Annotated in this window: 1 protein-coding gene; it reads right to left on the bottom strand. The window is 62.4% G+C overall.

Features of this window, described 5'->3' with window-relative positions; genetic code table 11:
* Nucleotides 1–221: 221 nt before the first annotated feature.
* Nucleotides 222–449 (bottom strand): ATP synthase delta/epsilon chain alpha-helix domain-containing protein (locus KDL01_RS47235; protein ID WP_281415871.1); only part of this gene is annotated, 228 nt, incomplete at its 5' end.

Here is a 449-nt window from a genome sequence, read left to right as displayed (position 1 = left end):
CCGCCCGCCACAACCTCAACCGCAGGCCCAACCGCCTCGGCAGGAACACCATGATGCCCAACCGCATCCGCAAGGCAATCGCGGTGAGGAAAAGCACGAAGGTGAGCACCGCTGAATAGGGCGCCTTGCCCTTGATAGGCAAAAAAAAGCAGCCCTTCGGGGCTGCTTTTTTCGTCTGCGCTCGTGGCCGATGACACTGGCCAGCACACACTTGACTTGCCTTAGCGCTTGCGACGCAGGCGCGCGATCGCTGCAAGCTGCGCAGCTGCCACGGCCAGTTCACCTTGCGCACGGGCCAGATCCAGGTCGCTGCTTTGGTTTTGCAGCGCCTCTTCGGCTGCACGCTTGGCTTCGTTCGCCTTGGCTTCGTCCAGGTCGTGACCGCGGATTGCGGTATCGGCCAGCACGGTCACCTTCTTCGGCTGCACTTCGAGAATGCCACCGGCAAC

Source organism: Actinospica durhamensis (assembly GCF_018139695.1).
GTDB classification, from domain to species: Bacteria; Actinomycetota; Actinomycetes; order Streptomycetales; family Catenulisporaceae; genus Actinospica; species Actinospica durhamensis.
The sequence above is the reverse complement of the archived record's forward strand: the minus strand, read 5'-3'. Positions and strand labels throughout refer to the sequence as shown.